Source organism: Archangium lipolyticum, from assembly GCF_024623785.1.
Lineage (GTDB): Bacteria > Myxococcota > Myxococcia > Myxococcales > Myxococcaceae > Archangium > Archangium lipolyticum.
The window spans coordinates 879,871-906,783 of sequence record NZ_JANKBZ010000001.1 but is presented as its reverse complement, the minus strand read 5'-3'; the positions used below and the strand labels follow the sequence as shown (position 1 = coordinate 906,783).

Here is a 26,913-nt window from a genome sequence, read left to right as displayed (position 1 = left end):
GGTCATTCATCGGGGTTGCGGCGCGATTGGATGGACAGCCGGTAGTGCTCCGCCTCATTGCGCAGCTCGGCCCCACCTTCCCAGCGGGGATGGCCATCGTAGCGCACCACCACCTTCTTCTGTCCTGCGTAGAGGAGCGCCCGGCTGCCCGGCGAGTCCTCCAGGGTCCAGCCGGGGGGCAGGGCGGCCCGGACACCCTCGGCAGGCCAGTAGACGAGCTGGATGTCCCGGAGCACCCGGGCCGCCTGGAGCTGGGAGGGGACGAAGGGCGCCCGCTGCTCCTCGAGGTGCTGGCCGTCCCAGAGGAGGGTGAAGACGCGCTGGCCGAGCGCGAACCCGGCCAGCCGCAGCTGCTCGGCATCGACTTCCAGCAGGGCCTCGAGCGAGCGGGCCCCACCGGCATCCCGGGCGTGCTCGAACGTCAGTTGCTGCGTGAGGCTCACCGGCTGCCCGAGCCCGGCCGGGGGCAGCCGGAGCTCGGGCAGGGCCTCCTCCCGCGCCGCGGGTCGCGTCGGGCGCGCGGCGCAGGCGGTCAGGGCCAGCAGGGCAGCGGCGGCAATCAGGCGGCGCACAGCTCTCCGAGCACCTTGAGCCGCCGGTGACTCTCCGCCACGAAGGGGTTGGCCTTGTCCCAGGCGTAGCCCGCGAGGATGGCGGAAATCATCCGGCGGACCTCCGGCGACTGGTTGGGGTGGAAGAGAATCCGCTGGAACTCGCCCGTGTACCAGGACTCGACGAAGGAGCGGAACGTGTTGACGCCCTCCTTGAGGGGCTGCGCGTAGTCGCGCTCCCAGTCCACCGCCTCGCCGGCACGGCTGCGCTCGAGCGCGGCCACCGCCAGACTGGCCGACTTGAAGGCGATGGTCACGCCCGAGGAGAAGACCGGATCGAGGAACTCACCGGCGTTTCCGAGCAGCGCGAAGCCCCGGCCCCACAGCGACTTCACGTTGGCGGCATAGCCGGTGAGCTTGCGCGCCGGGGTGTCCCACACCGCGTCCTTCAGGACGGAGGCGAGTGCGGGCGCCTCGTTGACGATGGCCCGCAGCCGCTCGAGGTCCGTGCCCTGGTACTTCTCGAGGAACTCCCGCCTGGCGACCACGCCCAGCGAGGTACGGCCGTTGGCGAAGGGGATGGTCCAGTACCACACGTCCACGTGCTCGGGGTGCACGGAGACCAGAATCTTGTTCCGGTCGAAGACGCCGGGCGCCACCCGGTCCTCGATGTGCGTGAAGATGGCGCCGCGCACGGGGAAGTTGGACGGCGTCTCCAGTGAGAGCAGCCGCGGCAGGACGCGGCCGAACCCGCTGGCGTCGAGCAGGAAGTTGGCCTCCACGCCATAGGTCTCCCCCTCGGGGGAGCGCACCGTCACCCGGGGCTTGTCCCCGTCGAGGTCCACGGCGGTGACCTCGTGCCGGAAGCGGAGGGTGGCGCCCATCCGCTCGGCGGCCTTGGAGAGGATGTGGTCGAACGTGGCGCGCTCCACCTGGTAGGTGGTGCCCCAGCCCGGCGAGAACTTCTCCCGGAAGTCGAACTGCGTGTACGTGCTGCCGCGGGCGAAGGCCGCGCCGTTCTTGAACTGGAAGCCCGCCTCCACCACGTCACGGAGCATGCCCGCCGCCTCGATGTACTCCATGCTCTGCGGCAGCAGGCTCTCGCCGATGGAGAAGCGCGGGAACTGCTCCTTCTCCAGCATGAGCACCTCGCGCCCGTGCTTGCGCAGCAGACCTGCCGCCACCGAGCCAGCGGGGCCCGCGCCGATGACGAGAACGTCGGTCTTTTCAGTCTTCATGTTCTTTCCTGGTGAGGAAGGGGTCTGAAACAGGGGGTCAACATCCAGATGGTCACCTCACCGACCAGCATGGTGAGGCCGAAGGAGCGCAGGGCCGGGGTGGCCGAGAGGGCCAGCAGCCCGAAGGAGAGGAAGGTGCTCACGCCGGCCAGCGCGACGGCGAGCCACGTCGAGTCGTCGCCGGGGTGCTCGAGCAGGAAGATGCCGTAGTCCACGCCCATGCCCAGCAGGACCACCAGCCCGAGCACGGTGAAGAGCTGCAGCGGCTCGCCCATCCACCCCAGCACCCCGAGCGTGACGAGGCTCCCCAGTGCCGAGGGGACCCAGGCCCGCAGGGCCTGGCGCCGGAAGCGAAGCGCCAGCAGCACCAGCACCGCGGCGTAGCCGGCCACGAGCAGGCCCGTCATGACGCGGCGGTAGCGCCCGAGCAGCCGCGAGACCTCCTCGGTCTTGTCCACCCAGCGCACGCCCTGCAGGCCGTCCGCGGCACGGGCCAGGCGCGGCAGCACCGACGCGTCGTTCAGGCCGTTGAGCATCAGCACGCTGAGCTGCCGGTCGCCCACCTGGCCCAGCCACTGCTGGCGGACGGCCCGGCCCACCGGGCTCGAGAGCAGCTGCTCGGGGGTGAGCGTCCCCGCGGCGAACGCGGCACGCTGAAGCTCCTCGCCCGTCGCGGTGGCTACCGCGGCCAGCACCGTCTGCTCCGCGCGGGCGCTGAGCGCCTGGTCCGCGCGCTGCTGCTCGGCCGGGGGCAGCCAGTCGGAGACCGCGCGGTAGCCGGCCAGTGCGCCCTCGGCGACCAGCGCGTCCAGCCGCTGCTTGAGCGCGGACTCGCGCACCAGGGTCTGCTCGGCATCCGCCCCCTCGACGAGGAAGAACTGGGCGGGGCTGGGCAGTGCCAGCAGCCGTCCCAGCTCGCGCTGGTCCGCGACCAGGGCCGCGGGCGCGTTCTGCAGCTGGCGCAGGTCATCGCGGCTCTGGAGCCTCCACAGCCCTCCGGCGGTCAGCACCAACAGCCCGCCGAGCACCAGCCCGGAGCGGAGCCCCAGGCCGAAGCGGGGCCAGCGGCCCAGCGCGGTGGAGACCCGCTCGGCGAAGCGGGTGACGGGCAGCTCGCCGTAGTCGGCCAGGGGGAACCAGCAGACCACGGTGAGGAAGGCGCCGAGCAGGCCCGCCGAGGCGAACACCGCCATCTGGCGCAGCCCCGGGAAGGGGGCCAGCCCCAGCGCGAGATACGCCACCACGCTGGTGAGCAGGGCCAGCGCCATGCCCGGCAGCAGGCTGCGCATGAGCGAGCGGCGCTCCGAGGCGGGTCTGCCCGTCCGGGCGGCGAAGTAGTGGAACCCGTAGTCCTCGGCCACGCCCACCAGGGTCGCGCCGAACACGAGCGTGAGGAGGTGGACCCGCTCGAAGAGGAGCGCGGTGACGCTCAGCGCGATGGCGGAGCCGACGAGCAGCGACACGCCGATGAGCACGATGGGCCGCACCGAGCGGAAGGTCAGCCACACCAGCAGCAGCACCGCGAGCAGCGAGCCCAGGCCGATGGTGGACATCTCCCAGCTCGCCTGGGCCGCGGCGGCCTCGACATACAGCGGCACGCCGGCAGCCACCAGGCGCCCTCCCGGAACGGCGGAGAGGACCGCGGCGCGTGCGCGCGCCACGGCGGCGCTGACTGCCCCCTGCTCGCCGAGCGCGAAGGAGGAGACGGTGCCGCGGTAGGACAGCAGCACCCACTCACGGCCCTCGCCCGAGAGCCACAGCCGGCCCTCGCGGGGGCGGGCCACACTCTCCGCAGCGCGCGCCGCCCACCAGTCGGGCCAGAGGCCGAGCGGGTCGGCGTTCCACGCCGTCAGCCGCGGTCCGGCCGGCTGGTAGAGCTTCATCAGCGCCGTGGCCTCCAGCTCCTTCTCGCTCGCGCGCGCCAGCCACTCCCGCTGGCCGGGCGTCAGCAGCCGGTCGCGGTAGGGCAGGTAGAACGCCACGGCGTCCTCCAGGGCGGAGGCATCCAGGGCGGAGGGCTCCAGCGGCGCGCCGGAGTCCGAGAGCGCGCGGGCCGCCACCTCCGCGGCACGCTGGGCAGCAGGCCAGTCGGGGCCGCCCACCAGCAGCACCAGCTCGCGTCCGGCCTCGTCGGCCAGCCTCCGGGTGGCGGCGCCCACCTCCGGGGCCTGCTCGTCCTCCGGCAGGAGCGCGAGCACGTCGGTGTCCAGGCGTGTTGAGCGCCAGAAGGAGACCTGGTGCATGCCCACGGCGAGCACGAGCACGGCCCAGAGGATGGCCAGTCTACTTCCCAAGGCGCTCGAGCTCCGCGGGGCCGGGCGGCGGCGTCTGCGCCAGCTGGTCGAAGAGGATGCGGGTGGAGTCGCCCCGGACCTCCTCGAGCTCGACCTGGCGGACGAACGTGTCTCCCTCGAGCCGCACGCGCCGGAACAGCCGGGACACGCTGGCGTCCGTCGGAATCAGGGTGAGCTTCCACCCTCCCTTGGCGACCAGCTCGCCCTCGAGGCGGAAGCGCGTGGCGAGCACCGACAAATCCCCGGAGACCAGCGCGAGCAGCAGCTCGTTCACCGCGGTGAGCGCCGGCTCCCGGGTCGACTCCAACTGGTACGCGGCGCCCCCCTCCTGCTCCGCACGCAGGGACTTGCGGGTGACCGTCAGGCTCGAGGCAAAGGGGCTGCGGGTGTTCCAGAGCACCCCCTGGTCGCGCACGACGAGGAAGTCACCGCGCGAGACCAGCGGCTTCTTGAAGCCCGCCACCGTCTTCTGCTGCTCGAAGCTGCCCCGCAGGACCGGCGCATCCACCAGACGCGCACGCACGTCCGCCGCCAGGTCGGCCGCCAGGGCAGGGGTGCAGAGGAGGAGCCACAAGAGCGTCAGCAGGCGTCTCATTCCGGGCGCACCCCCAGGCGCTCCCACAGGATGGAGGGGCAGACGTACTGCAGCTCCCGGGTGGCGATGGAGACCGCCACCTGGATGGTGTGGGCCTCGGTCACCTTGTGGCCGGAGAGCGCGTCGCGCACCCGGTAGTCCACCCGCAGGCGGTTCTCCCACTCGGTGATTTCCGCGCGGATGCGCACCTTCTGCCCGAACACCATGGGGGCCACGTACTTCACCCGCATGTCGACGATGGGCCAGAGGAAGCCGGACTCGCGCATCTGCGGGTAGTCGTAGTCGAACTTCGACAGCAGCGCGCAGCGGGCCAGCTCCAGGTACTTCACGTAGTTGCCGTGCCAGACCACCTCCATCGGGTCGAGGTCGTGGAAGGCGGGCGACAGCTCGATTTCGTGGCTCAGGTCAGGCTTCATACAGCTCCCACTCCCTCCGCTGGATGGCCCCCAGCAGCGCCTGGAGGTCGCGGTCGAGCGCGCGATCCTCCACCACCAGCGGGATGCGCCTGTTCAGGTCCGACTCCATGGACGAGAGGGCGGGCCCGAGCTTCATTTCGCCGTCGAGGCGCCGGCGCAGGGCCAGACCCTGCCGGCTGGCGATGAGCATGGCCGCCACCACCTGCTCGGTGAGCTCCAGCACCCGCAGGCAGTCGCGCGCGGCGATGGTGCCCATGCTCACCTTGTCCTGGTTGTGGCACTCGGTGGAGCGGGAGAAGACGGAGGCCGGCATCGTCTGCTTGAGCGCCTCGGCCGTCCACGCGGACACGCTGATTTGCAGCGCCTTGAGGCCGTGGTTGATGGCCGCGCGGGGCCCCACCGCGCCGGAGAGGTTGGCGGGCAGGCCGTGGTTGAACCGGCTGTCCACGAGCAGCGCGAGCTGCCGGTCGAGCAGGTCAGCCACGTTGGCCACCGCGTTCTTCAGCCCGTCCATGGCGAAGGCGATGTGCCCGCCGTAGAAGTGGCCTCCGTGCAGCACGCGCTGCCCATCGGGGTCCACGATGGGGTTGTCGTTCGCGCTGTTGAGCTCGTTCTCGATGAGCGTGCGGAAGAAGGGGAGGGCGTCCTCCAGGACGCCAATCACATGGGGCGCGCAGCGCAGCGAGTAGCGGTCCTGCAGGCGCTGCTCGTTGCGGCTGGGCCGCTCGGAGGCCAGGTCCTCCCGCAGCCGCGCCGCCACGCGCTGCTGGCCCGGGTGGGGCTTCACCGCGAAGAGGGCCTCGTCGAAGTGGTGCGCGTTGCCGGCGCTGGCCAGGACGTTGAGGGCGGTGATGCGGGTGGCGAGCCGGCACACGTAGTCGGCGCGCTGCCACGCCAGACAGGCCAGGGCGGTCATGACCGCCGTGCCGTTCATGATGGCCAGCCCCTCCTTGGGACGGAGCCGCAGGGGCGTGAGGCCCAGCTCGCGGAACACCTCCGCCGTGGGGCGCCGCGCGCCGCGGTACCACACCTCGCGCTCGCCGCAGAGCACGGCCGCCACGTAGGAGAGGGGGGTGAGGTCTCCGCTGGCCCCCACCGAGCCCTCGGCGGGGATGAGGGGCAGGATGTCGTGCGCGAGCAGCAGCTCCAGCTGGCGCAGCAGCCCCAGGCTCACGCCGGACACCCCCTGCGAGAGCGAGGCCAGCCGGGTGGCCAGCACCGCCCGCGTCTCCTCCGGCGTCAGCAGCCGGCCGGCTCCGATGCCGTGGTAGGTGTAGAGGTGGTGCGGCAGCTCCGCGACCAGCTCCGGCGGGATGGCCACCGTGCAGGAGTCCCCGTACCCGGTGGTGACGCCGTAGATGACGCCCTCCTCCGCCAGCAGGCGGTCGAGGAACTCCGCGCCACTGGAGATGCGGCGGCGGAACTCCGTGGAGGTGCCCAGCTCGGCGGTGCACTCGCGCCGCGAGATGCGGACCACGTCCTCGAGGGACAGCCGGGTCCCGTCGAAGCACACCGTGTGCTCAGGGCTGAAGGCGGGCAGGGGCAGAGACATGCGCTTGGTCCCAGAAGGGGAAGAAGTTGAACCAGTCGTAGGGCGCGCGCTCGAGCAGCGCCGTCACCCGGCGGGCGTAGTGGCTGGCGTAGCCGCTCAGCGCCGCCTCCCGCCTTCCGCGAGGCAGCTCCACGCGCTCCGCCAGGCACTCGAAGTGGATGGTGTAGCCCCGCCCCTCGTGGATGCACACCAGCAGGTAGAGGGGGCACTTCATGAGGGAGGCCAGCACGTAGGGGCCCACCGGAAAGGGCGCGGGATGGCCGAGGAACTCCGCCCGCACCATCTGGGCGGAGCCCACCGGAATGCGGTCCCCGGCAATCACCACGAACTCGCCGGCGGAGACGCGCTCGTGCAGCGCGACAGCCGTGGCCGGGCCGAGCTCGGTGACCTCCATGAGCTGGAACCCGCTGTCGGGGTTCAGCCGCTGCAGCAGCCGGTTGAAGCGCACGGCGTGCCCGGTGTGCACGAGGATGGTGAGCTTCACCTCGCCGCGGCGCTCGGCCATCACCCGGCACAGCTCGAGGCACCCCATGTGGGCGGTCACGATGATGCCGCCCCGCCCCTCCTTGGCCGCCTCGTAGAACTGCTCCCGTCCCTCGGTGCGGATGTGCTCGAAGCGATAGCGGCCGCTGACCGCCAGCAGCTTGTCCAGCATCGTCTCGGCGAACGCCGTGACGTGGCGCAGGCTGTCCCTCCAGCCCGGCTTGCGGCCGAGCGCGCCGGTCGCGCTCTGGACGCGGTCCAGGTATTGGAGCGAGGCGGCGCGGATGGTGGGGCGGGCGAGCCAGTGCAGCGCGACCACCGGAGCCAGGCACAGGCGGAACGGCCAGCGCCCCAGCAGCCGGTGGACCTGGTACAGCAGCCAGATTCCGGCCACGAAGGTGCTCTCCCCCATGTCCGCCCAATGGCGCGTCTTCATGAGGCCACCTTGCGCCACAGCAGGAGGGGCAGCCGCAGCAGCATTCCGCAGAAGAGCTGCGCGTGCATGCGGGAGATGCGCACGTTGTCCCGCAGCACGTCGAAGTGGGAGATGCCGTCGGCGGGGTAGTGCACCCGGGTGCTCTGGTTGAGGATGCGCATCCCCCGCCAGAACAGCCGCACCAGGACCTCCACGTCGAAGTCCATCCGCTTGCCGAGCTTCACCGAGTCGATGAGCGCCACCGTGGGGGCGAGCGGATACACGCGGAAGCCGCACATCGAGTCGCGGATGGCGAGGGAGAGGGTGTTGATCCACACCCAGACGTGGGTGAGGTAGCGGCCGTACAGCCGGCCCTTGGGCACCGACGCGTCGTAGATGGGCGTCCCGCAGACGAGCGCGTCCGGGTTCTGCTCCGCCAGCGCGAGGAAGCGCGGGATGTCGCCGGTGTCGTGCTGCCCATCCGCGTCGATCTGCAGCGCATGGGTGAAGCCCCGCTCCTTCGCCGCGCGCAGGCCGGCCATCATCGCGCCGCCCTTGCCCTGGTTCTGGGGAAGGCGGACGAGCTGGATGCCCTCGGGGTCGGCTGCCGCCAGCCCGTCCAGCACCGCCGCGCACTGCGGCCCGCTCCCGTCGTCCACGAGCACGCAGGGCAGGCCATGGTTGCGCACCGCGGTGGCCACCGCCCCCACCGCCTCACCATGGTCGTAGACCGGAATGACTGCACAGGTCTTCATGCCCTGCCTCCGCCGAAGAGGATGCGGCCGTTGGCGTGATTGCCAGAAGCCGACGTGAGTTTGAAGCCGAGGCTTCCCCGCTCGGCATTCCAGGTGAGCTCCAGGGACAGGAGCGTGCCGGGCACGATGACCTGCTGGAACTTCACCGCCTCCATGCCGAGGAAGTCCGGGGGGAGCGCGAAGAGCTCGCGGCCGAACTGGATGGCCCACTCCAGCTGCGTGACGCCGGGCAGGATGGGCTTGCCGGGAAAGTGGCCCTCGAAGAAGGGCGAGCGGGAGGAGGCCTCCACCTCGAGCACGGCCTGGCTGTTGGTGCGCTCGCGCACGCGCATCTGCGGCCGGCGCGGGTCGAAGAGGGCGGCCAGCGCCGCTTCGGTCGTCTTCCCCTGGGGATTGACGGGCATCGCCTCCACATAGCGGAAGCGGCGCGGCAGCACACTGGGCTCGAACCGGCTCGACAGCGCTTGCCTGAGTGCTTCGTTCAGGGCCCGCTGTCCGTCCTCCGCGTGGCGCTTCCAGCCGGCCTCCTCCGGGACGGCAACGACCGCCAGGGTGAGCCGCGGCCCCGGAAGCGGGAGGACCCTCGCCTCGCGCAGCAGGCCCGTCTCCAGGAGGGCCCGCTCGACGGCGCCGAGCGAGACGCGCTTCTCCTCCACCTTCACGATGCGGTCGCGGCGCCCGAGCAGCTCGAAGCCCTCGCCCACCAGCCGCACGCGATCCTCGCTGTGGAACCACTCGCCCTCGGGCAGGTGGGGCGAGCGCACCCGCAGCACCTCCTCGTCCGCGGCCACCTCCACGCCCGGCAACACCCGCCAGGGGGCCGCGCCGTCCGTGCCGCGCTGGCGCCAGGCGACGCCCCCCGTCTCGGAGCTGCCGTAGACTTCGACGGGGGCCTGGCCGAGCAGTGCGCGGCAGCCGGGCAGCGCCTCCTCCGGCAGGGGCCCGCCCGAGGAGAACACCGCTCTCAGGTTGTCGCGCACTCCCGCCCAGTCGAGCTGCTGCGGCAGCCGCTTGAGGTGGGCCGGACTGGCTACCAGTGCGGCCGGGCCGTGCCGGAGCGCCGAGACGATGTCCTCGGGATAGGGGAGGCTGTGCGCCTCGAAGGGGCGCCCGGCGGCCAGGGGCCAGAGGACCCGGAAGAGCAGCCCGTAGATGTGCTGGTGCGACACCGTCGCGAGCACCCGGGCCTCACCCAGCTGTGCCCCCCACAGCTGCTGCAGGGTGGCGACCTCGTTGAAGAGCTGGGCCAGCCGCTTGGGGATGGCGGTGGGCTCACCGCTGGAGCCGGAGGTGTAGACCACCAGCGCCTGTGCGTCCGGAGAGAGCATCTGCCAGCCACCCTCGTCGCCCTGCGCGAGCGGCGCCAGCGGCGAGAGCTCCGGGGGCAGCCTCCCCGCGAAACCGTCCACCTGCGCGCGGGCCCGCGCCAGGGTCGCCGGCTGGGCGTCGGACAGCAGCCAGGCGCACCCGCCCGCGTGCCAGACGCCGAGCAGCGCGGCGGCGAACTCGAAGGTGTCCTCGAAGTAGAGCCCCCAGCGGCGGCCCGGCCGCGACGCGAAGGCCGCGCGCCAGCCCGCCGCCCGCGCGGCCAGCGAGGCGAAGTCCAGCACCCGGCCCTCGCGGAAGGCGACCGGATGAGTGGGCGCGCGGCCCCGGCTCAGGAGCCCTTCGAGTCCGCGGAACTCAGCCATGGGTCTGCCTCGCTCTCACCTGCCGCCGCACCAGCCACTCGCCGGCGAACAGCAGCCCCATGAGCACGTAGGCCACCAGCCCGTTGTAGAGCGCCCAGCCCGCGTCGCTGGCCCACAGGGCCGTGCAGAGCGCGATGCTGCCGTTGAGCACGAAGAAGCCGCACCACACCTGCGTCACCCGCCGCGTGTAGCGCACCCCGGAGGGCGGCAGGTCCGGCTCGCGCAACCGCGCCAGACGCTCAATCACACTGGGCGGGTAGGCGAGGCTGGTCGCGAACACCACGAGGAGCACCCCGTTCACCAGGACCGGATAGAGCTTCAGCGGCAGGGCGTGATTGCCCAGGATGCTGGAGGCAGCGAGCACACCTGCCCCCAGAGCGGCCACCAGCCAGACGCGCTCCCGCGTGGCCAGTGCCCGCACCACGGCCATGCCCACCAGGGCGAAGGCCATCCAGCGGGGCTCGAAGCGTCCCAGCCCGAAGTAGACGAGCAGGGGGTAGGCGACCGTCAGCAGGCCTATCAGGACTGGGCGAAGCACCTTCAAGCCGCGGCTGACTCGTTGAGAAGCGCGTGCAGCGCGTCCACCACGTCCTGCAGCGTGCGCACCGACTTGAACACCTCCGGCTCCAGGCGCTTGCCGACCACCGGCTTGAGCTTCACCAGCAGGTCGACCGCGTCGATGCTGTCGATGTCCAGGTCCTCGCGCAGCAGGGCCTCCGGCGTGATGCGCTCGGGCTCGATTTCGAAGGTCTCCCGCAGGATGGCCTTCAGTTGCTCGTACAGTTCCTGCTTGCTCATGGCACCTCCGTGAATGGTTATGGAGTCAGACGTTGCGGTGGGCGCTGACGAACTCCGCGAGCGCACGCACGCTGGCGAAGTGGCGCCGGTTCTCGGCCGAGTCGGCGGAGAGCTTCAGGCCGTACTGCTTCTGCATCGCCAGGCCGAGCTCCAGCGCGTCGATGGAGTCCAGCCCGAGCCCCTCTCCGAAGAGCGGGTCGGCGGCGTTGATGTCCGCCGGAGTGATGTCCTCGAGGTTGAGCGCCTCGATGATGAGTTCCTTGATTTCGTGTTCAAGCGTCTGCATGGCGTGTTTGCTCCTGCAAGAAGTCCGCTTGCAGCCGGGCCGTGAGCTGCCGGGCCGCGAGCGACTCGCTGACCTCCTCGGCGAGCAGCGGTGCCACGGGCAGGTCGTCACCGACCCGGATGGTGAAGGCCATGGGGCGGGGGGGCACCTGCCACCAGGCCGCCTCCTTGTTGAGGCCGAGCGGCTCGCAGCGGATGGTGACCGGGGTGATGTCGCACGGGCCCCGGACCGCGATGTTGGCGGCCCCGCGCTGCAACTGCATGGGGCGGTTGAGGCGGGTGCGGGTCCCCTCCGGGAAGATGATGAGGTTGTTGCCGGCCTTCACCGAGGCGATGCAGTCGCGCACCAGGCCGGGACCCGAGTCGTTGCAGAGATAGCCGGTGGCGCGGATGGGGCCGCGGGTGAACGGGTTCCTGGCCAGGCTCGCCTTCACCACGCAGTCCGCGTTCGGCACCAGCGCCACCAGGAACACGACGTCAATCAGCGTGGGGTGGTTGGCCACGATGAGCAGTCCCCGCCGGGCCAGCTTCTCCACGCCCTCGATGCGATAGCTCAGCACCCCGAGGCAGCGCATCCACTCGATGAAGAACCTGAAGCTGTGGTGCACCGCCAGCCGCGCCAGCCGCGTGAGCCGCGCCCGGTCCCGCACGAAGAGCTGCAGCAGCGGGAAGTAGACGAGCCACAGCAGCAGCCCCCCCAGGCCGAACGTCGCGAAGGAGATGGCCGTGGCGACGACACGCCAGCCGCGCTCGAGCTTCTCAAGCATGGCGTTGCCACCGCCAGTGTCGATGACCCACCGGATGATCGAACCGCTCCGCTCCCGAGACGAGGAAGCGGAGCACGCTCAGGTCCGGCGGAAGCGCGTCCGTCGGGGGCTGACCGCCGTCCGGCCCCACCAGGCAGGAGAGCGTGAACCTGGACGCCCCCTTGGCGGCCAGCAGGCGGCAGGCAAACGCGCGCGGGAAGTCCGCGGACTCCGCGAAGTGCCGCCAGGGCGAGGGGACCGGCTCGTCGTAGGCGACGACCAGGACGCTCTCGGCCCCGTCGGCCAGCAGGCCGCAGGCCTCGACGACGGCCGCCTCCACCGTCTCCGGTCCGGACGCCACGGCGCTGTAGGCGCCGGTGTGGCCCCGGATGATGGAGTAGAGGGCGCCAATCGCGTTGTGCACCGAGAGGCTGAAGGAGGCGGGCGAGAGCGGCTCCGACTTCGCCAGCTGCGTCAGCAGCTCCACCGAGCGCGCCAGGTCCCCGTAGCGGGAGGCGAAGACCACCGGGGTCTCCGCTGCGTCCGCCTGGCACCCGTACGCCGCCTGCAGCGCGATGCGTCCGAGGCGATCCACGCGACGGCGCATCATCGCCGGCACCTCGGTCAGGGCCGGAGTGCCCTCCGTCGGGAGTGGGTGCGGCTGCGCGAACCAGGACTGCCAGGCAGTCGTGTCGGTGAGCCCGGGAGCCCAGGCCGCCCACCGGTCGATGGCAAATTCAACAGTCATGAATAAGGGTTACGGGTCCGCCCGCCCCGCCACTGCCTCCGGACGTGAGGGGGTTCCTACCAAACCATCCAACACCTGACAAATGTCCCCAAAAGGAGTGAGTGCGATGGACACCCGCTCCCTGTCGTGCAATAGCACACACTGAGAGTGTGGGTTGGGGGCCTCGGCTCGCGCTGTCAGTGCAGGTGGCGCTCGAGGAAGGCGCGGTAGTGCTCCTGGGCGACGGGAAGCACGTCCCCGTGCTGGCCCCCTTCGACGAGGAGGAGCTCCTTGGGCTCGTTCGCGTTCGCGAAGATCTCCTGGCTGAACTCGAACCGGATGAGCTGGTCCGCCGTCCCGTGCGCGATGAACAGCGGCACGTGGATGGACCGGATGCGCCCGACGGTGTTCCAGGTGTCCTTGGCGATGAAGGAGATGGGGAAGTCCATCCGGGTCGAATCGCGCTTGAGGCCCTCCACCGACGTCATGGGCGCCTCGAGGATGAGCACCTCCGGTGGGTGGCCCTCGGCCCGCTGGGTGGCGGCGGCCGTCCCGAAGGAGTGCCCGTAGTAGATGAGGTGGGCCCCCGGCCCGCTGCGCTCCTGCAGCCACCGGAGGGCCGCGAGCGAGTCCTCGCCAATCCCCTCCTCGGAGGGAGGCAGGTCGGTCGAGGTCCCGAACCCGCGATAGTCGAACCCGAGCACGTCATAGCCGAGGTTGGACAGGCGCTTGATGCGCCAGAACTGCAGGCCGAGGTGGCTGCCTGCGCCGTGGAAGAACAGGATGGCGCCGCGGGAGGGTTGCACCTCCGCCCGGACGTAGACCGCCCCCAGGGAGATCTCCTCGTTCACCTGGATGCGGACCTCCTCGACCCGCTCCGCCGATACCACCTCGGCCGGCTCGTCCGACCCCAGCTCGAAGGCGTAGGCGGTCACCCGCGGTGGAACGTAGAGGAACGGGTCCATCTTGCAGCCGGCGGCCAGCGCCAGGACCAGCCAGAGGACCCACGGTCTCGGACTCATCGCACCTCTCCCGGTCGCCAACGGATGCCGAGGACCAGGCCCAGCGCGCCCTGTCCTGCCACGCCCACCCAGGGGATGACCGCTCGTTCGGTCGGATGGTCCGGCGAGAACCAGCGCGCCTCGGCCTGCAGCCCGAGCTCTCCGAACCACAGCTGGGCGCCCGCCGCGGGCGAGACGAGGATCGGCCCTCCGGCGAACTGCGCGAAGCCGGTCACCGAGGCATAGGGCAGCAGCCGCTCGCCGACGAGGTAGCTGGCGGTGGCGGTGGCCTCGAAATAGGCGGCGCTCTCCCTGAAGTCGGTGAACCCGAGCAGCCGTGCGGTCCCCGAGAGCGCGGGGAGGGCACCGCTCTGCTCGAACAGCAGGTAGGTGGAGCCCACGTCGAGCCCGGCGAGCCCCACCAACAGCGGGGTCAGGTGGGCGTGGGCGTGCACGTCGAGGCGGTCCGCCACGCCGTAGCTCGCGCCGGCCGTCAGGTGGGGCGCCGGAAAGGGAACGCCCCAGGAGGCGATGGGCCCCCCCATGTCCGCCTGGAGCTGGAGCTGACCCTTCGGCGTGGGCCGCACCGGACTGGTGTGCCCACATCCGAGCGCCACCACAGCCATGCAACACACCACCCACAGCGAGGTCCGCATCGCGGCGCGAGTATAGTCAACGCAGGGCGGATTCAGGAAGACGGATGAACGGGGACCTTGAAGGCCACCAGGTCCGCTTTGAAGATCATCTTTAAAGTGATTCAGCAGACTGCCCGCTACTGCGGTGAGCGGCCCGCCGGCATTGTTCTCTCCATCAGCAACCCGGTGCGGTGCTGAAGCCAGACGCAGAGCCGCAGGTCCGCCCGTTGGCGCGGGCCGCGGCCTCCGCGATGACCAACCCCCGCTGTCCCTGGAGAGTCCTCATGAACGCCCCCCGCAACCCGAAGGCCGGTATCGACGCCCTGCTCTCGCCCGACAACTGCGCGCTGATCCTCATCGACCATCAGCCCTTCCAGTTCGCCGGCCTGCGCAGCCACGACACCCAGACCATCATCAACAACGTGGTGGGCCTGGCCCGTGGAGCGAAGCTGTTCAACGTGCCGACGCTGCTGACCACGGTGCTCGAGGAGAGAGGTGGGCTGCTGCTCAAGCAGCTTCAGGACGTCTTCCCGGAGCAGAAGCCCATCAACCGCACCTTCATCAACACCTGGGAGGACACGCGCGTCACCGACTGGGTGAAGAAGACGGGCCGCAAGAAGATTGTCATGGCGGCGTTGTGGACGGAGATCTGCCTGGCGATGCCGGCCATCCAGGCGCTGGGAGAGGGGTACGAGGTGTACATCGTGACGGACGCCTCGGGAGGAGTGTCGCTGGAGGCGCACGAGGTGGCCATCCAGCGAATGGTGCAGGCCGGAGCGGTGCCCATCACCTGGACGGTGTTCGCCTCGGAGCTGCAGCGGGACTGGGCGCGAGAGGCGACGGTGCCGGGGCTGGCGAAGCTGCTGGTGGAGCACATGGGCAACGTCGGCACCAGCTTCGTGTGGGAGCAGCAGCTGCTCAACACGCCGGTTCCCAAGAGCTGAGGCGCTGCATCCCGGGGGCCGCCCCGTGCGGCGGCCCCCATGCGGTACGGCAACACCTTCTCACAGGTGTGAACGCGAGAACCGGACCATGTCCTTCACTCCGCTGAACGGGCTGCATTCCTTCGTCATGGTGGCGCGGCGGCGAGGCTTCTCGGCGGCGGCCCGGGAACTGGGAGTCTCGGTGGCGGCGGTGAGCCAGTCGGTCCGCAACCTGGAGTCGCGGCTGGGCGTGACGTTGCTGTACCGCACCACCCGCAGTGTCACCCCCACCGAGGCGGGGCAGCGGCTGCTGGAGCGGAGCGGGACGGCCCTGGAGCAGGCACTCGACGGCTTGCGCGCACTGGAAGGGCAGGGCGGTGAGGTGGCGGGCACGGTGCGGCTGGCGGTGCCCGCGCTGGCGATGGAGCAGGCCCTGGCGCCAGTCGTGTCCCGCTTCCTGGCGGCGTACCCGAAGGTGTCGCTGGACATCCAGGTGGACAACCGGCGCGTGGACATCGTGCGGGAGGGCTTCGACGGGGGCGTGCGGATGGATGCCATTCCGCAGGACATGGTGCGGGTGCGCCTGGGAGAGCGCTTCCGCTTCCTGGTGGTGGGAGCGCCCGCGTACCTGGCCCGGCGCGGCGAGCCCAGGACTCCGGAAGATCTCCTGCTGCACGCCTGCCTGGGCATGCGCGAGGAATCGACGGGAGCGATGTCCCGCTGGAACCTGGAGTCGGGGAAACGCTCGTGGCGGCTGCCTGTGGTACCGGTGCTGAGGTGCAACGACTGCCGGGCGCGGGTGGCCATGGCGGAGGCCGGCATGGGGCTGGCGTACGAGCCCGAGCCGGGTGTCCTCTCCCAGCTCCAGCACGGCACCTTGCGAATCGTCCTGGAGAAGTACGCGGCCTGGGTGCCCGGCTTCTTCCTCTACTTCCCCAACCGCAAGCAGGCGTCGCCCGCGTTCAAGGCCTTCATCGACATGGCGGACGGAGTCGCGTGAGGCCCCGTGGCCATGTCCGGGCGGCAAAATGTATCACAAATCCGAGGAACACACTCCATCTCCGCGTCCCTGTGTGGACTCATCAGGAGAAGGACATGGACAGGAAGTGGATCTTCGACAGAAAGAGTGCGTTCTCAGTCAACATGACAAGGATGAACCGGGGGAAATCCTTCCTCGGGCTGCTGGTGGGGTGTCTTTGCCTGCTCGCCGCGGCGCCGGCCAGCGCCTTCGATAACGCGGCCGCGGATCGGGTCCTCCAGGTCGCCCAGCAGAAGCTACGCGCCACGTCCTCGGACCCTCAGATACCAACGACCCAGTACCCCAAGGCCACGACCAACGGCCCCTGGAGGCTCGTACCCAACACCGCCAACATCGACTGGGTCCAGGGCTTCTTCCCGGGCCAGCTCTGGCTCATGTACGAGCAGGGGAGGGATCCCTTCTGGCGCACCAAGGCGGACGCCTGGACACGCAACCTGGAGCTCCAGAAGAGCAACACCGACCTCCGTCAAATCACCCATGATCTGGGCTTCAAGTTCATGACCAGCTTCGGCCAGGCGTACCGGCTGACGGGGGATGACTACTACCGGCAGGTGATGTTGACGGCCGCTGGCTCGCTCGCCAGACGTTTCAACCCCACCGTGGGCGTCATCGATTGCTGCGATTGGAATGACGGGACCTGGCACGTTCCCATGGTCACGGACACGATGATGAACCTGGAGCTGCTCTTCTGGGGGGCCCGGAATGGAGGCAATGCCGCCTGGAACGACATGGCGCTCCGTCATGCCCTGAAGACCGCGTCGGACATGGTCCGCGCCGACGGCGGCACCTTCCACGTGGTGGATTACAGCACCTCGGGCGCCATCCTCTCCCGGGGCACGTTCCAGGGGTACTCCAACAGCTCCACCTGGGCCCGAGGCCAGGCCTGGGCCATCTACGGCTTCACCATGGCCTACCGGTATACGCGTGACCCGCGCATGCTGCAGGCCGCGCAGAAGGTCACCGACTACTACCTGGCCCGGCTGCCGGCGGACTCCGTCCCCAACTGGGACTTCAACGCGCCCGCGGACCAGCAGCAGAAGGACTCCTCGGCCGCCGCCATCGTCGCCTCGGCGCTCCAGGAGTTGAGCAGGTACGTCAGCGACCCGGTCGTGGCCCAGCGGTACCGGAACGCGGCCCTGGCGACGCTCGACAGCCTCAGCTCCCCGGCCTACCTGGCTCCTGCCACCGGTGGCGGCCCCGGCATCCTCCTGCACGGCGTGGCCTTCTACAAAACGGCGATCAAGCCCACGGGAGAGGACATCGACAAGAGTCTCATCTACTCGGACTACTACTTCGTCGAGGCGGTGAGCCGCTTCAAGCTGTGGAGCCAGGCCGGATGGTTCTCGACGCTCGGCTTCCCCGAGAGCGTGCGAGGCCTGGGTACCGGCAACACCGGGGTACGGATCGTCGAGTTCGACGTGACGCCGCTCAGCAACCCCATTGATGGCGTGGTGGGTTACGCGGACACGTCGACCAACGTCACCGCCTACTCCAGCCTGGCCATGAGCATCCGCATGAACCCGAGCGGCTTCTTCGACGTGCGCCGGGGCGGAGCGTATGCCGCGCTCGCCAGCGTGCCCTACCAGGTCAACACCACGTACCACGTGCGCATGCGCACGGACCTGAACGCCAAGACGTACAGCGTCTGGGTGAGGCCTCCGGGCGGCAGCGAGGTGCTCCTGGCCGACCGCTTCGCCTTCCGCTCCGATGCACCCCCCACCGATGACCTCGGCAAGGTGTCTCTCAAGAGCGGTCACTTCAATGACGAGTTCCGGGTCCAGAACCACACCGTGCGGGCCGAGACAGCCAACCAGTAGGCCGGAGCACTCCATTTCCGGGCACCTCACGCGGCAGGAGAGGTGCCCGGCCCGTCCCTTTCACTTCTTCTGGCCGCTGTTCGCGGGCGGCGCGCGTCTTCGCCGGGCGGGGCGCACCTCCTCGTCCTCCAGCCCCTCCTCGGAGGGCGGGGGCGTGCGTTGCTCCAGCGCGCCGAGCGCACGCTCCACGAGGTCCAGCGCGCGGCCCAGCTCCTTCAGCTCCGCCGGGGAGGCGCTCGCGAGCTGGGCGGCCAGGTCACCGGTCAGCGCTTGCTGGACCTGCTGGCTCACCGCCAATCCGGCCTCCGTCAACACCATGCGGAGCCGCCGCCGGTCGTCGGGGTCGGCCTCGCGTCGCACGTAGCCCTGCCGCTCCAGGCGGTCGAGCAGTCCGGTGATGACGGCCGGCGTGACCAGCAGCCGCCGCGCCAGGAGCCTGGGAGAGAAGATTCCCTGACGGATGGCGTAGAGCATGGTGAGCTGGCGCAGACTCAACTCCCCGCGGAGCTGGCTCGCCTGCACGCTCGTGGCGGCCCAGCGGTGGAGCCGGGACATCAGCTGCAGCGCGCGCTCCGCGTGCTCGATGGGGGGGACGCTCCGGGTCATCGTTGCCTACGCCTGGGCGGGGGCGCACAGCCGCGCGCGCAGCGTGGCCACGGGGGTCTCCCAGTGCTCCTCGAACCAGAAGTCGAGGAACCGCGGGGACGCGCTGCCCCGGCGGAACGCGGCCCACAACCGCCGCAGGTACTCGGACCGCCCGACGCCGGACTGCGGAGCCTTGAGTTGTCCGATCGTGCCATTCAGCAGGACGAGCGCCGTGGTACGGAGCCCCAGGTTGCCCAGAACGTACGCCTGTAGCTCCATCTCGCCCACCACGTCCGTGCCGTAGCCCGTCAGCACGTGCAACAGGTCATGTGTCTCGCGGTAGCGCTTGGAGAGGAAGTCGATGTCGTTCTTGAGCTCGAGCGTCGTCTCGAAGGGAGAGATCTTGTTGTCGCGGTAGTAGCGCGCGAACTCATGGCCGAGCGTTCCCTCGGGCATGCGCTCGAACGCGGCCAGATCCAGTTCCCTGGCCGTCAGGGAAGGGCGTTTGGACAGCATGCGGCGCCCCTCCTCGCTGCGCTGGAGCTGCTGGGCGAGCGAGGCGTAGACGTTGACGTTCAGGCTCAGGTTGAACGTCTGGCCGTAGGTGGGATTCGTTGCGTCGTTCCTGAGCTCCTTCAGACACTGGCTCGCCACGCGCAGGCGGGTGAACAGGGAGGCGTTGTCGGGGAGGAAGAGGGTCTGGGAATCGCTCATGGGACCGGCTCACGGGGTTGGGAGTTGACGGGGACTCAGCGCGGACAATCTCGTTTCGTTCGTTTACGAGGCAAATGGTATACGAAGTAAACATCTGATCAAGGTGTATCCCTCGGTGCGTACCGGAGGGACGAACGGCTGGAGACCGGCGGGGCGGGTGATGCTACGAGCGCGGTCTCCGTCTCAGCACGCGGAGAGCAGCCGGGCCAGGCCCTGGCGTTTGAACGAGTCGACGATGAAGTCCACGAACACGCGCGTCTTCGCCGGCAGCTGCTTGTGCCCCGCGTAGTAGAGCGAAATCGGCCCGATGTCGGCGTGCCAGTCCGGCAGCAGCCGCACCAGCCGTCCCGCCTGCAGGTGCGGCAGCGCGTTCTGCATCGCGGTGAAGGTGATGCCCAGCCCCATCACCGCGCAGTGGGTGCACGCCTCCGGGTCATTGAGGAGCATGCGCGGGCGCATCTCGACGCCGACCTGCTCGCCCGCGCGGTTGCGCAACGGCCAGGAGCGGATGCGTCCGGTCTGCGGTGAGCGCATCAGGATGCCGTCGAAGTCCTTGAGGTCCGCGGGCTTCCGGGGCGGCTTGATCTTCGCCACATAGGAGGGCGCGGCCACCGCGATGATGTGCGCCCGGGCCAGCTCCCGCGCGGCCAGCCCCGTGGGCAGATCGAAGCCGCCACCAATCGCCGCGTCGAAGCCCTCTTTGATGATGTCCACCGGCCGGTTGTCGAAGTGCCAGTCCGGGACGACACCGGGATAGCGCGTGAGGAAGTCCCCCAGCAGGGGCACCACGAAGTTCTGTCCGAAGACGGGAGACATGCTCACCTTCAGCGTCCCCGCGGGCTGTCCCGCCGTCATCGCCACGTTGGCGACGGCCGTCTGGAGCACATCCAGCCCGCTGCTGGCCTCGCGCAGCAGGCGCTCCCCCGACTCCGTCAGGGTCAGCCCTCGCGTGCTGCGCTGGAACAGGCGCACGCCCAGGTTCGTCTCCAGCCGGGCGACGTTCTGACTGACGGCCGCGGGCGTCAGCCCCAGCGTGCGAGCGGCGGAGGAAAAGCTGGAGGATTGGGCGCTGCGGATGAACGATTCCAGGGTGACGAGCGTCTCCATGGAGGGGACCTTAAAGGCCGCCCGGTTCGCGTTGAAGATCATCTTTGAAGTGATTCAGCTGCCCATACCTGCATGACCCCTGACCGCCGGACTGCGACACCCCTCCTTTGGGAGGGGGCGAGGTAGAGCCAACACCTCTAGGCTCACCATGGATTGGACCTTGGTGTCCGCCCCCCCTGCTGGAGGAGTGCATGTCCTGGCTGCGTGCAATCGCCGTATCCGCGGTTCTATCGCTGTGCATTGTCGCCACTCCCGCGTCCGCGTCCTCGTCTCTGCGTATCGTCGACATCGCCACGCGTGATGGAGTGACTCTCAAGAGCGCCGTCTATACGCCGGATGCGCCGGGGCGATACCCGGCCATCATCTTCATCACCAGCTGGGCGCTGCCCAACCTGGAGTACTTCGTGCAGGCGCAGAAGTTCGCCGATGCCGGGTACGTGGTGGTGTCGTACACCCCGCGAGGCTTCTACGCGTCGGGGGGCGGCATCGACACCGCGGGGCCCAAGGACATCGGTGACCTGACCGAAGTCATCAACTGGACGCTCGTCAACACGCCCGCGGAGCCGACGCGCATCGGTGCGGCGGGCATCTCCTATGGCGCGGGGATGGCGCTGATTGGCTCGGCCTTCGATTCGCGCATCCGCGCCGTGGCCGCGTTGAGCGGCTGGACGGATCTGCCGTACTCGTTGTTCGCCAACCAGACGCGCCATCTGCAGAGCGCCGGGCTGTTGTGGCTCTCGGCGGAACTGACCGGGCGGCCTTCGGCGGAACTGCGGCAAGCCCTCTCGGACTTCTTCGCCAACCAGAACGTGCCCGACGTCATCGCCTACGCCCAGGTGCGCAGCGCCGCGACGTACCTGGATCGTATCAACGCGAACCGTCCCGCCATCCTCATGGCCAACGCGTACGGCGACAGCTTCTTCGGGCCGAATCAGCTCACCGACTTCTTCACCCGGCTGTCGGGTCCGAAGCGGCTGGAGCTCCGCCCGGGTGACCACGCCATCGCCGAGCTGACCGGCATCCTCGGCCTGCCCAATGACGCCTGGACGAGCACGCGGCGCTGGTTCGACCAGTACCTGCGTGGAATGAACACGGGCATCGCCTCGGAGAACCCGGTTCAGCTCCAGCTCCGGGGCCAGGGCTCTTATGAGTCGTACCCGTCATGGAGCGCTGTCTCGACGGGCACCGCGCGCTACAACCTGAGCGATGTGCACTGGTGGAGCCACGAGGGTGACCTCGCGGCGGGCTCGCAGGCGGGCTGGAGCGCGACGATCATCGCGGGCGACACCATCGCCAACGGAGGCCTGGCTCTGCTGACGAACGGCGTGGAGGCCATCACGGGTGAACCCCCCACGGCGTGGATTCCGGCGGTGGACCGGTCCAACGCGGCCGTCTGGCAGTCGGACTGGCTGACGAGTCCGCAACGCGTGCGCGGGGCCGCGCACCTGCGCCTGAACGTCACTCCGGGCAACTCCGGGCAGACGACGGTCATCGCGTACCTCTATGACACGGACTGGGGAGGGACGGGGAGCCTCGTCACGCACGTCGCGGTCACGCTCCGAGATGCCGTCGCCGGCCACCCCTATGCCGTGGACGTGGACTTCCCGGCGACCGTCTATGACATTCCAAGCGGCCATCGCCTCTCGCTCGTCATCGATACCGTCGATCCGCTCTACGCGGACAAGGCGCCGAGCTTCTCCACGGTGAAGCTCTCCTCGTCGACGAGCAGCCCGTCCTATGTGTCTCTGCCGTTGAAGTGAAACGAGGCACGCTGGAAATGAGAACGCCACGCCGGGGAGGTCCTCGGCGTGGCATCACGACTCGTCCCATCCGAGCCAACTCGCGGGAGGAGCCTACCCCGGCGCTGGCGCCGGGTGGCTCCGGGCCTTGAGCCGCCACGCATCGAGAGAGAGGCCATTGAAGCTGGCGGTGGCCAGGAGCAGGGAATAGAGGGTCGCGTAGATCATCTGCAGCCCGAGCGTCTCCCAGTCGCTCCGCAGGGCGGTGCCGAAGATGAGTGACACCATGACGAGGCCACCCGCGAACAGCGCGGTGCGCGTCAGCAGCCCGAGGGTGATCAGCGCGCCGAGGAGCGTCTCGATGAAGGGCAGCAGCAGCGCGAAGAGGCGCACCAGGGGGGAGGGGAGCCAGGTATTGGCGAAGAGCTGCACGAGGGTGTCGGCGAAGGCCGTGGGGTTGCCTATCCGGACCAGGCCATGGACGAGGATGTTCAGGCCGAGGGCGAGACGCAGCAGGAAGTAACCCGCCATCTCGTGGGTGATGCCGCGGAAGAAGAGCGAGGGGACATCGGACGGGGATGAAGTTCGCATGACGCTCTACTTGCGCTTCGTCCCGGCGGTTGCGAACGTGGGCCCGAGGAAAAACGCTTGTGCCTGAACGGAAAAAGCAGAGCCCGGTGCTTCTCGAGGGGCTGATGCCCCTGGTGGTGTTCGTGCGAGCCGTCGACGACAAGGGCTTTTCGGCGGCGGCGAGACGGTTGGGGCTGACGCCCTCCGCGGTGAGCAAGCAGGTGGCCCAGTTGGAGGAGCGGCTCGGGAGCCGGTTGCTCCAGAGGACGACCCATCATCTGAGCCTCACGGAGGCGGGCAGCATCTTCTACGAGCACTGCCAGCGGGTGCTCGGGGAACTGGAAGACGCCAGGCTCGCGATGGCGGCCCTGGATGAGCGCCCGAAGGGAACCCTGCGCATCTCGGCGCCCACGGTGCTCGGCGAGGTCCACGTCGGAGCCGCGGCGGCGGCGTTCCAGGATTTCTTCCCCGAGGTGCAGGTGGAGCTCGAGGCGAGCGATCGGGTGGTGGACCTCGTGGAGGAGGGCTTCGATGCCGCGGTGCGAATCGCCGGCACCTTGAAGGACAGTGGGTTGGTGGTCCGGCGCCTGGCGGCCGAGGAGCGCGTCCTGTGCGCGAGTCCCTTCTACCTCCAACGTGCCGGCAGGCCTCGCGCGCCAGAGGACCTGGCCCAGCACGAATGCCTCCTCTTCAAGCCCGGCCGGGTGGTGCGGGAGTGGCAGTTCCAGGGACCGGAGGGCACCCGGAGCGTGAAGGTCCAGGGACGTTTCGTTGCCAACAACAATCTCGTCCTGAGACAGGCGGCCCTCCTGGGTCGCGGCATCGCCAACCTGCCGCGCTACCTGGTGCTGGAGGAGCTGCGCTCGGGTGCCCTGGTGTCACTGCTCACAGAGCATCCGGTGACCGACCGCCACATCTACCTCGTCTATCCCCACCGGCGGCTCACGCCTCCCAAGGTGCGAGCCTTCGCCGACTTCATTGCCCGCTACTTCCAACGCATCCTGGGGCAGTCCGATACGCGGCCTTGAGGAGGCAGGAGAGCGCCGACGCCACTCACTGCCCGAGCGACGAGGGCGGCGGCTTGGCGCTGAACGAGGGCACGTAGCACTCCCCCTGGTACTCGTGGAGGGAATCCGGGCACGGGGCCTTCAGCTTGTGAGGCATCCAGCACGCGCCCACCAGCTCGACCTCAGTGTAGCGCGTACAGGGTGGACGCTTCTGTCCCTTGTAGGGCTCCTTCGGCAGTGGCCGGGCGAGCACGAATGGCTCATCGGGGGTGGTGTCCGCGAGCAACCTATCGATGGAGGGAGTTGGCACTTCGGCTGCCGTGGGCTCCTCCTGGCTCATGGGCTCTGGCGGGGTGGTCGGGGGTTGGGACATCGAGGCCACATGCACCAGCGCGAAGAGTAGGGCGCACACCATGGCGGCGCTCGCCATGCCCAACTTTGGGCTCCATCGGAGGCGCGGCTCGTGGGTGTCGGCGACGGCGCGAGCCATGCGCCGCACTTCCTCGAGCACACCCTCCAACGTGAACAGCAGCGACTCCGCCGACTGCCTGTCCTGGGCCCTGGCCCAGTCGGTGTGCTCCACTTCCATGGCGGAGTAGCCCCGTGAGGCCCAGGAGCCGAAGAGCACCCGCCAGTCCTTCCGCGGTGCGGCGCTCTCCTCGGCGGTGTGCTTGCGCACCAGGGCCGTGGCCCCGCTCGTCTCGTGCGTGGCCAGGTAGAGCTCCACCTGGTTGTCATGGGATTGCTGCACCTGCTCCTGGAGCAGGTACGGCCCCAACCGCTCCGGTTCCTCTCCGAGCGCTTCGGACTTCTTCTCTTCGTCCATGCGTGCTCCTCACGGGCCTCTCCGCCTGCTGCTGGAGGCCAGATGCTCTTGTTCGCATGGACTGGGCCCGACTTCCAGGAGGTACCTGGTGTGTCAGGTGGGGGCCTACTCACACCCTTGGGGCACACGCCTGCCCGGTGATGATGGGCGCTCGCCTACTTCGCGAGGCCTTCGAGCTTCGCGACGAGCTCCGGCGAGAACGTGCCCTGCGCGAGGCGCTGGCGCGTCTGCTTGAACACGCTGTCCCACTTCGCCCTCTCATCGGCCGTGAGGGTAATCACGGTCATGCGCGTCTTCATACGCCCGTAGGCGGCGGCATCCTCGCCGCGAATTCTCTGCGTGAGCGCGCTCGCGGCGATCTTCCCCGTTTCGATGACGATCGCGCGGAGATCCGCCGGGAGCGCGTCGAGGCGCTTCGACGAGATGACGATCGCACCAATGGCCATGGCGCTCGTGTCGTCGACGATATGGTCGAGCTTTGATGCCCACTGGAGCTGCTCGGCCGCGAGCGCGGGGGCGTTCACGATGTTGATCGCACCCGTGTTGAGGTTCGGGAGTACCTCGGGCACGTTCAGCGGCACCGGCGTGACACCGCCGATCACCCCGAACAGGGTCGGCTGGAGGGCGTCTTCGCGCCACATATAGGGCTTCTTGCCCTTGATATCGTTGGGAGCGCGGACCGCGAAGCCCTTCGACATGAGGTGGACCGCGCCGACGTCGCCCCAACCGATGAGGCTGAAGCCGGCGTTATTGAGGCCCTTCTCGAACTCGGGCTTCATCTTGTTGCGTGCGTCGTCGAGCTTCGCCCAGGTCGTGAACAGGCCGGGCATCTGGAGCGCAAGGATGGGCTTGTGAATCTTGCCGAGGCCAACGGCCGTCACCGCCGCCCCGTCGAGCTGGCCGGCCTTCATCTTGCCGACCATCGCCCCCTCGTCCCCCTGCTGACCGTTGTAGAAGAACTGAAGCTCGACCCTGCCTCCGCTCTTCTCTTTCACGGCCTTCTCCCATACCGAGAAGACCTGGCCCCAGGGGCTCGACTTCGGGGCCAGCGTTCCAATCTTGATGACCTCCGCTGCGTCCGCCTCGCCTGCGAAGCCCACTCCGGAGAGGAGCGTTAGAGCACCCAGGAGCTTTATTGCCACTCTGCGCAACATCATCTTGAAGATCCTCCCATCCAACGAAGGGCCGCGGGGCGGCCACCGATGGGATACCGCATCCGCCAACCGAAGGGATCAACACAGGGTGGTGAAGCGATTGCCAAATCCAAGGGTGTTGGCCGCGGCCTACAGGCCCGGCGCCCCCTGTTGTTTCGAGCCTACAACCCCCGCACCGCCGCCTCGTCGTTTCGCGGGTTTGGCGTTGGTCCGCCCCTTGCTCATGGGGAGCGCGAGACCCCCAAACACGAGGAAACTCCCATGAAGAAGATGTTCGGCGCGCTGGCTTCCCTCTCCCTCGCCGCGTGCGGCCCCCAGATCGAAACGGTGTCCTTCAAGGACGGCATGCCCTCCCAGGAGATGGCCAAGCTGGATGTGCCCTCGAAGACCTCGCAGCGCATCGACGACGGTGTCGCCACCGTGAGGGCGCAGTCCCGGGGCGGCCTGTCCGGCACCTGGCTGGTGACCGGCGGCACGGTGCTCTTCGTCAACGGCGTCACCCTGTGGACGCTCGGCTCGCTCAACTTCGTGGCGGGCTTCGAGCCGGCCTCCGACGACGGCACCACCGCCGTGTGGGGTCCGCACAACAACGACTGGGAGCGCACCACCTGGAAGCTGACGGCCGTGCGCACCGCCCCCAATGCCTTCAAGTACACCCTGGAGGCCAAGCCCAAGGGCTCCGCCGACAGCGAGTACGCCGCCATCATCACCGGTTCGCACACGGTGGCGGTGGATGATGACGGCAAGGCCATCAAGGGCTACGGCGAGGGCCGCTTCGACATCGACTACGACAAGGCCGCCCGCCTCCCGTTCCAGGACAGCAAGAAGGGCCGCGTCAGCTTCCACTACGCCCGCCCCAACCCCACGGCCGCCGTCACCGTGGACGTGGAGCTGAAGGAGTTCGTCAACGACGCCACCGTGCCCGACACGGCCGCCTACCGCTACAGCCAGGTACCCGGGGGCGAGGGCTCCTTCGAGTTCGCCGCCGACTCCAACATCCACTGGTTCGATCTGTCCAGGGTGGCCCTGGAGCGCTGGAGCATCAAGAGCCGCTGGCTGTCCACGGGCGCCGGGCGCGCGGACGTGCGCGCCACCGGGGGCGATCTCGCCAGCCCCGTCACGCAGAACGAGTGCTGGGACACGGACTTCCGCTCCACCTTCCTCGATGGCAGCGCGCCCTCGCAGGTGAAGTGGGGCGTCGAGTCCAGGGACTGCGCCTTCATCGGCGCGTCCTACTCCACGCGCTGAGG

The 26,913-nt window shown here is 69.3% G+C and carries 28 protein-coding genes; 6 read left to right on the top strand and 22 right to left on the bottom strand.

Features of this window, described 5'->3' with window-relative positions; all coding sequences use genetic code 11:
• Window positions 1-2 precede the first annotated feature (2 nt).
• The 16 genes from NR810_RS03380 to NR810_RS03305 form a co-directional block, all read right to left on the bottom strand.
• Window positions 3-572, bottom strand: coding sequence for a DUF3261 domain-containing protein (locus tag NR810_RS03380; RefSeq protein ID WP_257447607.1), 570 nt, complete (start codon window positions 570-572; stop codon window positions 3-5).
• Window positions 560-1,789 carry an NAD(P)/FAD-dependent oxidoreductase gene (locus NR810_RS03375; RefSeq protein ID WP_257447605.1) on the bottom strand — a complete coding sequence of 410 codons (1,230 nt, stop codon included), beginning with the start codon at window positions 1,787-1,789 and terminating at the stop codon, window positions 560-562. The genes NR810_RS03380 and NR810_RS03375 overlap by 13 nt, the downstream gene beginning before the upstream one ends.
• Window positions 1,786-4,083 carry an MMPL family transporter gene (locus NR810_RS03370; RefSeq protein ID WP_257447603.1) on the bottom strand — a complete coding sequence of 766 codons (2,298 nt, stop codon included), beginning with the start codon at window positions 4,081-4,083 and terminating at the stop codon, window positions 1,786-1,788. The genes NR810_RS03375 and NR810_RS03370 overlap by 4 nt, the downstream gene beginning before the upstream one ends.
• The gene (locus tag NR810_RS03365; protein WP_257447600.1) at window positions 4,073-4,678 is read right to left on the bottom strand and encodes an outer membrane lipoprotein carrier protein LolA; all 606 of its coding nucleotides are present in this window, start codon (window positions 4,676-4,678) and stop codon (window positions 4,073-4,075) included. Before NR810_RS03365 ends, NR810_RS03370 begins: the two co-directional genes overlap by 11 nt.
• Complete coding sequence (locus NR810_RS03360) at window positions 4,675-5,094, bottom strand: acyl-CoA thioesterase (RefSeq protein ID WP_257447598.1); 420 nt, start codon at window positions 5,092-5,094, stop codon at window positions 4,675-4,677. Before NR810_RS03360 ends, NR810_RS03365 begins: the two co-directional genes overlap by 4 nt.
• Window positions 5,084-6,646 (bottom strand): HAL/PAL/TAL family ammonia-lyase, encoded by a 1,563-nt coding sequence (locus tag NR810_RS03355; protein ID WP_257447596.1) that lies wholly within the window; start codon window positions 6,644-6,646, stop codon window positions 5,084-5,086. The genes NR810_RS03360 and NR810_RS03355 overlap by 11 nt, the downstream gene beginning before the upstream one ends.
• Window positions 6,615-7,565, bottom strand: coding sequence for an LpxL/LpxP family acyltransferase (locus tag NR810_RS03350; protein ID WP_257447594.1), 951 nt, complete (start codon window positions 7,563-7,565; stop codon window positions 6,615-6,617). The genes NR810_RS03355 and NR810_RS03350 overlap by 32 nt, the downstream gene beginning before the upstream one ends.
• Entirely contained in the window at window positions 7,562-8,299 is a 738-nt protein-coding gene (locus tag NR810_RS03345; RefSeq protein ID WP_257447592.1) for a glycosyltransferase family 2 protein, read from the bottom strand. The genes NR810_RS03350 and NR810_RS03345 overlap by 4 nt, the downstream gene beginning before the upstream one ends.
• Window positions 8,296-9,990: an AMP-binding protein gene (locus tag NR810_RS03340; RefSeq protein WP_257447590.1), complete on the bottom strand. Its 1,695-nt coding sequence runs from the start codon at window positions 9,988-9,990 to the stop codon at window positions 8,296-8,298. The genes NR810_RS03345 and NR810_RS03340 overlap by 4 nt, the downstream gene beginning before the upstream one ends.
• Window positions 9,983-10,528: a COG4648 family protein gene (locus NR810_RS03335; protein WP_257447775.1), complete on the bottom strand. Its 546-nt coding sequence runs from the start codon at window positions 10,526-10,528 to the stop codon at window positions 9,983-9,985. The genes NR810_RS03340 and NR810_RS03335 overlap by 8 nt, the downstream gene beginning before the upstream one ends.
• A gap of 2 nt (window positions 10,529-10,530) precedes the next feature.
• Entirely contained in the window at window positions 10,531-10,788 is a 258-nt protein-coding gene (locus NR810_RS03330) for an acyl carrier protein (RefSeq protein ID WP_257447588.1), read from the bottom strand.
• A 25-nt stretch (window positions 10,789-10,813) separates the two neighbouring features.
• On the bottom strand, window positions 10,814-11,074 hold the full coding sequence (locus NR810_RS03325; protein ID WP_257447586.1) for a phosphopantetheine-binding protein: 261 nt from the start codon (window positions 11,072-11,074) through the stop codon (window positions 10,814-10,816).
• A complete protein-coding gene (locus tag NR810_RS03320) occupies window positions 11,061-11,840 on the bottom strand; it encodes a lysophospholipid acyltransferase family protein (protein ID WP_257447584.1) in 780 nt (259 codons plus the stop codon). The genes NR810_RS03325 and NR810_RS03320 overlap by 14 nt, the downstream gene beginning before the upstream one ends.
• On the bottom strand, window positions 11,833-12,567 hold the full coding sequence (locus NR810_RS03315; RefSeq protein ID WP_257447582.1) for a beta-ketoacyl synthase chain length factor: 735 nt from the start codon (window positions 12,565-12,567) through the stop codon (window positions 11,833-11,835). The genes NR810_RS03320 and NR810_RS03315 overlap by 8 nt, the downstream gene beginning before the upstream one ends.
• Before the next feature lie 176 nt (window positions 12,568-12,743).
• Entirely contained in the window at window positions 12,744-13,568 is an 825-nt protein-coding gene (locus NR810_RS03310) for an alpha/beta hydrolase (RefSeq protein WP_257447579.1), read from the bottom strand.
• Window positions 13,565-14,173: a hypothetical protein gene (locus tag NR810_RS03305; protein WP_257447578.1), complete on the bottom strand. Its 609-nt coding sequence runs from the start codon at window positions 14,171-14,173 to the stop codon at window positions 13,565-13,567. The genes NR810_RS03310 and NR810_RS03305 overlap by 4 nt, the downstream gene beginning before the upstream one ends.
• Window positions 14,174-14,466: 293 nt before the next feature.
• On the opposite strand from NR810_RS03305, the gene NR810_RS03300 reads away from it, so the two are divergent.
• The 3 genes from NR810_RS03300 to NR810_RS03290 all read left to right on the top strand — a co-directional run bounded on the left by NR810_RS03300 (window position 14,467) and on the right by NR810_RS03290 (window position 17,961).
• Complete coding sequence (locus NR810_RS03300) at window positions 14,467-15,126, top strand: hydrolase (protein WP_257447576.1); 660 nt, start codon at window positions 14,467-14,469, stop codon at window positions 15,124-15,126.
• 88 nt (window positions 15,127-15,214) lie between these two features.
• The gene (locus NR810_RS03295) at window positions 15,215-16,105 is read left to right on the top strand and encodes a LysR substrate-binding domain-containing protein (RefSeq protein ID WP_257447573.1); all 891 of its coding nucleotides are present in this window, start codon (window positions 15,215-15,217) and stop codon (window positions 16,103-16,105) included.
• A 95-nt stretch (window positions 16,106-16,200) separates the two neighbouring features.
• Window positions 16,201-17,961, top strand: a complete 1,761-nt coding sequence (locus NR810_RS03290) for a glycoside hydrolase family 88 protein (protein WP_257447570.1) — start codon at window positions 16,201-16,203, stop codon at window positions 17,959-17,961.
• Window positions 17,962-18,021: 60 nt separating this feature from the next.
• Here the strand turns inward: NR810_RS03290 and NR810_RS03285 are convergent, their stop codons facing one another.
• The 3 genes from NR810_RS03285 to NR810_RS03275 all read right to left on the bottom strand — a co-directional run bounded on the left by NR810_RS03285 (window position 18,022) and on the right by NR810_RS03275 (window position 20,367).
• The gene (locus NR810_RS03285) at window positions 18,022-18,567 is read right to left on the bottom strand and encodes a MarR family winged helix-turn-helix transcriptional regulator (RefSeq protein WP_257447568.1); all 546 of its coding nucleotides are present in this window, start codon (window positions 18,565-18,567) and stop codon (window positions 18,022-18,024) included.
• Between the two features lie 6 nt (window positions 18,568-18,573).
• A complete protein-coding gene (locus NR810_RS03280; RefSeq protein ID WP_257447565.1) occupies window positions 18,574-19,260 on the bottom strand; it encodes a ubiquinone biosynthesis protein COQ4 in 687 nt (228 codons plus the stop codon).
• Between the two features lie 183 nt (window positions 19,261-19,443).
• Entirely contained in the window at window positions 19,444-20,367 is a 924-nt protein-coding gene (locus NR810_RS03275; RefSeq protein ID WP_257447562.1) for a LysR family transcriptional regulator, read from the bottom strand.
• 191 nt (window positions 20,368-20,558) lie between these two features.
• Here NR810_RS03275 and NR810_RS03270 point away from each other — a divergent pair, with 191 nt between their 5' ends.
• The gene (locus tag NR810_RS03270) at window positions 20,559-22,127 is read left to right on the top strand and encodes a CocE/NonD family hydrolase (protein ID WP_257447558.1); all 1,569 of its coding nucleotides are present in this window, start codon (window positions 20,559-20,561) and stop codon (window positions 22,125-22,127) included.
• 93 nt (window positions 22,128-22,220) lie between these two features.
• Here NR810_RS03270 and NR810_RS03265 read toward each other — a convergent pair whose 3' ends face one another.
• Window positions 22,221-22,697, bottom strand: coding sequence for a DoxX family protein (locus NR810_RS03265; protein WP_257447555.1), 477 nt, complete (start codon window positions 22,695-22,697; stop codon window positions 22,221-22,223).
• A gap of 59 nt (window positions 22,698-22,756) precedes the next feature.
• Between NR810_RS03265 and NR810_RS03260 the strand changes: the two genes are divergently transcribed.
• A complete protein-coding gene (locus tag NR810_RS03260) occupies window positions 22,757-23,704 on the top strand; it encodes a LysR family transcriptional regulator (RefSeq protein ID WP_257447553.1) in 948 nt (315 codons plus the stop codon).
• Between the two features lie 25 nt (window positions 23,705-23,729).
• On the opposite strand, the gene NR810_RS03255 is transcribed toward NR810_RS03260, so the two are convergent.
• Both NR810_RS03255 and dctP read right to left on the bottom strand, forming a co-directional pair.
• On the bottom strand, window positions 23,730-24,509 hold the full coding sequence (locus tag NR810_RS03255) for a hypothetical protein (RefSeq protein WP_257447550.1): 780 nt from the start codon (window positions 24,507-24,509) through the stop codon (window positions 23,730-23,732).
• A gap of 155 nt (window positions 24,510-24,664) precedes the next feature.
• Entirely contained in the window at window positions 24,665-25,666 is a 1,002-nt protein-coding gene (gene dctP / locus NR810_RS03250; protein ID WP_257447547.1) for a TRAP transporter substrate-binding protein DctP, read from the bottom strand.
• A gap of 258 nt (window positions 25,667-25,924) precedes the next feature.
• Here dctP and NR810_RS03245 point away from each other — a divergent pair, with 258 nt between their 5' ends.
• Window positions 25,925-26,911, top strand: a complete 987-nt coding sequence (locus NR810_RS03245) for a hypothetical protein (protein ID WP_257447544.1) — start codon at window positions 25,925-25,927, stop codon at window positions 26,909-26,911.
• The last annotated feature ends 2 nt before the right edge of the window (window positions 26,912-26,913 follow it).

Bases quoted from the DNA above. Each gene is read 5' to 3' on its own strand.
- NR810_RS03340 (WP_257447590.1), bottom strand. From the start codon at position 9,990: ATGGCTGAGTTCCGCGGACTCGAAGGGCTCCTGAGCCGGGGCCGCGCG.
- NR810_RS03330 (WP_257447588.1), bottom strand. From the start codon at position 10,788: ATGAGCAAGCAGGAACTGTACGAGCAACTGAAGGCCATCCTGCGGGAG.
- NR810_RS03350 (WP_257447594.1), bottom strand. From the start codon at position 7,565: ATGAAGACGCGCCATTGGGCGGACATGGGGGAGAGCACCTTCGTGGCC.
- NR810_RS03315 (WP_257447582.1), bottom strand. From the start codon at position 12,567: ATGACTGTTGAATTTGCCATCGACCGGTGGGCGGCCTGGGCTCCCGGG.
- NR810_RS03270 (WP_257447558.1), top strand. From the start codon at position 20,559: ATGTCCTGGCTGCGTGCAATCGCCGTATCCGCGGTTCTATCGCTGTGC.
- NR810_RS03300 (WP_257447576.1), top strand. From the start codon at position 14,467: ATGAACGCCCCCCGCAACCCGAAGGCCGGTATCGACGCCCTGCTCTCG.
- NR810_RS03355 (WP_257447596.1), bottom strand. From the start codon at position 6,646: ATGTCTCTGCCCCTGCCCGCCTTCAGCCCTGAGCACACGGTGTGCTTC.
- NR810_RS03310 (WP_257447579.1), bottom strand. From the start codon at position 13,568: ATGAGTCCGAGACCGTGGGTCCTCTGGCTGGTCCTGGCGCTGGCCGCC.
- NR810_RS03280 (WP_257447565.1), bottom strand. From the start codon at position 19,260: ATGAGCGATTCCCAGACCCTCTTCCTCCCCGACAACGCCTCCCTGTTC.
- NR810_RS03255 (WP_257447550.1), bottom strand. From the start codon at position 24,509: ATGGACGAAGAGAAGAAGTCCGAAGCGCTCGGAGAGGAACCGGAGCGG.
- NR810_RS03320 (WP_257447584.1), bottom strand. From the start codon at position 11,840: ATGCTTGAGAAGCTCGAGCGCGGCTGGCGTGTCGTCGCCACGGCCATC.
- NR810_RS03345 (WP_257447592.1), bottom strand. From the start codon at position 8,299: ATGAAGACCTGTGCAGTCATTCCGGTCTACGACCATGGTGAGGCGGTG.
- NR810_RS03325 (WP_257447586.1), bottom strand. From the start codon at position 11,074: ATGCAGACGCTTGAACACGAAATCAAGGAACTCATCATCGAGGCGCTC.
- NR810_RS03285 (WP_257447568.1), bottom strand. From the start codon at position 18,567: ATGACCCGGAGCGTCCCCCCCATCGAGCACGCGGAGCGCGCGCTGCAG.
- NR810_RS03305 (WP_257447578.1), bottom strand. From the start codon at position 14,173: ATGGCTGTGGTGGCGCTCGGATGTGGGCACACCAGTCCGGTGCGGCCC.
- NR810_RS03290 (WP_257447570.1), top strand. From the start codon at position 16,201: ATGGACAGGAAGTGGATCTTCGACAGAAAGAGTGCGTTCTCAGTCAAC.
- NR810_RS03360 (WP_257447598.1), bottom strand. From the start codon at position 5,094: ATGAAGCCTGACCTGAGCCACGAAATCGAGCTGTCGCCCGCCTTCCAC.
- NR810_RS03275 (WP_257447562.1), bottom strand. From the start codon at position 20,367: ATGGAGACGCTCGTCACCCTGGAATCGTTCATCCGCAGCGCCCAATCC.
- NR810_RS03295 (WP_257447573.1), top strand. From the start codon at position 15,215: ATGTCCTTCACTCCGCTGAACGGGCTGCATTCCTTCGTCATGGTGGCG.
- NR810_RS03245 (WP_257447544.1), top strand. From the start codon at position 25,925: ATGAAGAAGATGTTCGGCGCGCTGGCTTCCCTCTCCCTCGCCGCGTGC.
- NR810_RS03365 (WP_257447600.1), bottom strand. From the start codon at position 4,678: ATGAGACGCCTGCTGACGCTCTTGTGGCTCCTCCTCTGCACCCCTGCC.
- dctP (WP_257447547.1), bottom strand. From the start codon at position 25,666: ATGATGTTGCGCAGAGTGGCAATAAAGCTCCTGGGTGCTCTAACGCTC.
- NR810_RS03265 (WP_257447555.1), bottom strand. From the start codon at position 22,697: ATGCGAACTTCATCCCCGTCCGATGTCCCCTCGCTCTTCTTCCGCGGC.
- NR810_RS03375 (WP_257447605.1), bottom strand. From the start codon at position 1,789: ATGAAGACTGAAAAGACCGACGTTCTCGTCATCGGCGCGGGCCCCGCT.